The sequence below is a fragment of the Dokdonella sp. genome (assembly GCF_049593775.1).
Taxonomy (GTDB): domain Bacteria; phylum Pseudomonadota; class Gammaproteobacteria; order Xanthomonadales; family Rhodanobacteraceae; genus Dokdonella.
Genome location: NZ_JBAWHJ010000416.1, coordinates 1 through 2,871, shown reverse-complemented (window position 1 = coordinate 2,871; position 2,871 = coordinate 1). Strand labels below are relative to the sequence as shown.

The following is a 2,871-nucleotide window of genomic DNA, read 5'->3' as shown; positions in this document are numbered from 1 at the left end:
GGTCAGGCAAGTCCGAGATGATCCCTTCCAGCGATGCCGCGATGGTACCCGGCGGCGGGTTGTCGAAATTGGGATCCTCGCATTCGAGCTGGATCAACAGACCAAGATCCGAGCCGGAAGCGTAGCCGGGGTTTGGCAGTGTCTCGAGTTCGACGAACTGGCCGTTCTGCAAGCCGGCTCCGCAGTCCATCGCGGTGACGCCTGTAGAGTCGATCGCCTGCGCACCAATGGAAAACAGAGGCCCGTTCAATGCGGATACCTGGCCGAACAGTTTCCAGTCGGTGGTCGGGTTGTCGTGGTACTCGACGCGCGTTGCTGCCATGGCGCCATTGGCATCAAGGAAGCCGCTGACCTCAAGCAGGTCTCCCGCAACGATGTTGGCAATATCGTCTCCGTGGATACCGATCAGTACGGTCTCCGACGTAATCACCAGCGGCTGCTCGAGCACACTCAATGGATCGGTAGAGGTGACCGGGCCACGAGCGAGATTGCGCAGATCGATATTGCCAGCGTCGCCTGCCGAGGCGGTGGCATTGACGTTGTCGATAGTGACCTGGACGTTGTAGCCGGCGCCCAGGGCGGCTGCCTGTTTTTCGCTGATCGATACGCCATCAAGACTGAACGTTGTTTGTGGCGTGATGTTGAAAGTGCGTTGACCGTTGATGGTAACGGTACTAGCGGCGTGGGCCAGAAATGGCAGGGCCACGCCAAGGACAAGGCCCAGACGGCCTAGTCGGATGCATCTGGAGATTGTCGCAACGGATGGGTTGATTCGCTTGTTCATGCTTGATGCTCCTGGCTGTTGCCGGGGCTGCACCATCCGTGGGAGGGGCCGGCAGGGAAGGGCCGGCAAACTTCGAAACTGAATGTGTTTCCGGCTGGGATCGAGACTACCCAGCCCCATGCAGGCTGCGGCGCCGGTGGGTAGTTTTGCCTATCGCGACTGAGGGATTGCATGTCAATGGGCGCCATTGGCTTGGATCACCCGGAAATTTCGTTTCCGATTCGAGTCCCTGCGCTGAGGCATTTCACCCAGTGCGCGCTTGACCTTGTCGGAGGGAGAGTGGCTAATTGCAGGCATGATTGAGCGAATTGCCACTGTTGCCCTGCCATTGGCGCAAGAAATTGTCGTCTTGCGGCGATTGCTGCACCGGTTCGGGGCGTTGGCCCCGCTTGCGCTTGTCGTGGTGACTTCAGGGGCCGTGGCTCAGACACAACTGCTTGCACCCACCGAGGTCGCCGCGGAACTTGCCTATTCCGTAGCGCTGGATGGTTCGCACCTTGCGGCCGGTGCGCCTGGCGCTTTGATGAAAAGCGGTCGGGTCTACACCTATGCGTGCATTGGCCAAAGTTGTGCCAATGCAGTTCCGCTGGCGCCGGTTGACCTGGATGCCGGCGATCTGTTTGGCGCGGCGGTTTCATTGTCGATCAATACGCTGGCCGTTGGCGCCCCCGAACAGGGCGCAGGCGCGGTCTATGTGTTTACCCATGACGGCGCAAACTGGTCGCTGCAACAGAAGATTGTTGCTGCGCCAGTCTTGCCCGGCGAACGCTTTGGGTCATCGGTGGCGGTCGAGGGTGATCGACTCGCTGTCGGCGCACCCGGCGCCAATGCTGAAGCCGGGGCGGTCTATGTGTTCGAGCGAGCAGGCGTGAACTGGTCGCAGAGTGATCGCCTGCAGGCAACGGACGCGAGTTCCGGTGATGCCTTGGGCAGCAGCGTGGCCTTGAGTGCCGACACCATCCTCACGGGTGCCCCGCAATGGGCGCCGGTACTGGCGGGCGCCTATAGCCGCGGCGCCGCCTACGTGTTCGAGTTTGTCTCGCCTGGCTGGATGCAGCAGGCCCGCTTGTTGCCGACAGTAGCCGGCGATGGCGATACCTTTGGCCATGCGGTCAGTTTGTCCGGTGATCGTGCCGTTGTCGGCGCGCCTTTGGCAGACTTGCGCGTTGGCAATGCCATCGTGTTCGAGCGCTCAGGTCCGGTCTGGACGCAGCAGGCGCAACTGTTGGCTCCGGTCGGCTTGCCCGGTGATCGATTCGGCTGGTCCGTTGCGCTTGATGGCGACCAGTTGATCGTTGGTGCACCGTTTGCACTGGAAGGCTGTGGCGGCAGTACGCTGTTCACGCGTCCCGCCGGAAGCTGGGTTGCCAGCACGGATCCCGCCTTGTCGCGGGCATCGCCAGGCGGGCTGGTCGGTTGGTCGGTTGCAACCAGGGGTCAGTCCTGGCTTGTCGGCATTCCCGGGTACAGCGGTGCTCCCAGCCATGTGGGTGCTGCCTTGTGGCGCGATTCAAGCGATGGCCTGTTCAATGACGGCTTTGAAAAGGCCGGCATCGACGTCTGCGTGCCGCCGGAAAAGAGGTTGGCAGCCGGCTGATCGAGTCCGTGCTGCGAGAACGTGCGGTGTCCTGGTCAATCCAGCAAGCCGTGCTTCACGGCGTAGCGGATCAGTTCGGCGGTATTGCGCGCGTCGAGTTTGTCCATGGCGCGGAATCGATGGTTCTCGGCGGTCTTGGTACTGATGTCCAGGTGCTTGGCGATTTCCTTGGTGGTCATGCCTTCCACGATCAGATGAAAAACCTGACGCTCGCGATCGGTCAGGTCACGATACGGGTCTTCGATCCGGCTGTTGGGTTGCTGGACTTGCTGCGCCAGCACACGCGATGCGTGCGCACCGAAAAAGCCGCGACCGTTCGCGAGCGAGCGCACGGCACCGAGCAGCTCTTCACTGGCGCTGTCCTTGAGCAGGAATCCGGCCGCACCGGCACGAACCACGTGAAGGACGTACTCCTCCTCGGCATGCATGGTCAGTACCAGGATCCGGGTCTGTTCGAGTTCCTTGGTCAATCGCCGGATGACCTCGATGC

General features: G+C 61.6%; 3 protein-coding genes. 1 reads left to right on the top strand and 2 read right to left on the bottom strand.

Annotated elements, in window-relative coordinates; translation table 11 throughout:
• On the bottom strand, positions 1-784 hold a 784-nt coding region (locus WBP53_RS14315), incomplete at its 3' end, for a DUF5666 domain-containing protein (RefSeq protein ID WP_423930072.1).
• A 295-nt stretch (positions 785-1,079) separates the two neighbouring features.
• Here WBP53_RS14315 and WBP53_RS14310 point away from each other — a divergent pair.
• On the top strand, positions 1,080-2,381 hold the full coding sequence (locus WBP53_RS14310) for a hypothetical protein (RefSeq protein WP_423930070.1): 1,302 nt from the start codon (positions 1,080-1,082) through the stop codon (positions 2,379-2,381).
• A gap of 35 nt (positions 2,382-2,416) precedes the next feature.
• Here the strand turns inward: WBP53_RS14310 and WBP53_RS14305 are convergent.
• Positions 2,417-2,871, bottom strand: a 455-nt coding sequence (locus tag WBP53_RS14305) for a LuxR C-terminal-related transcriptional regulator (protein WP_423930068.1), incomplete at its 5' end; no start/stop codon positions are given.

Bases quoted from the DNA above. Each gene is read 5' to 3' on its own strand.
- WBP53_RS14310 (WP_423930070.1), top strand. From the start codon at position 1,080: ATGATTGAGCGAATTGCCACTGTTGCCCTGCCATTGGCGCAAGAAATT.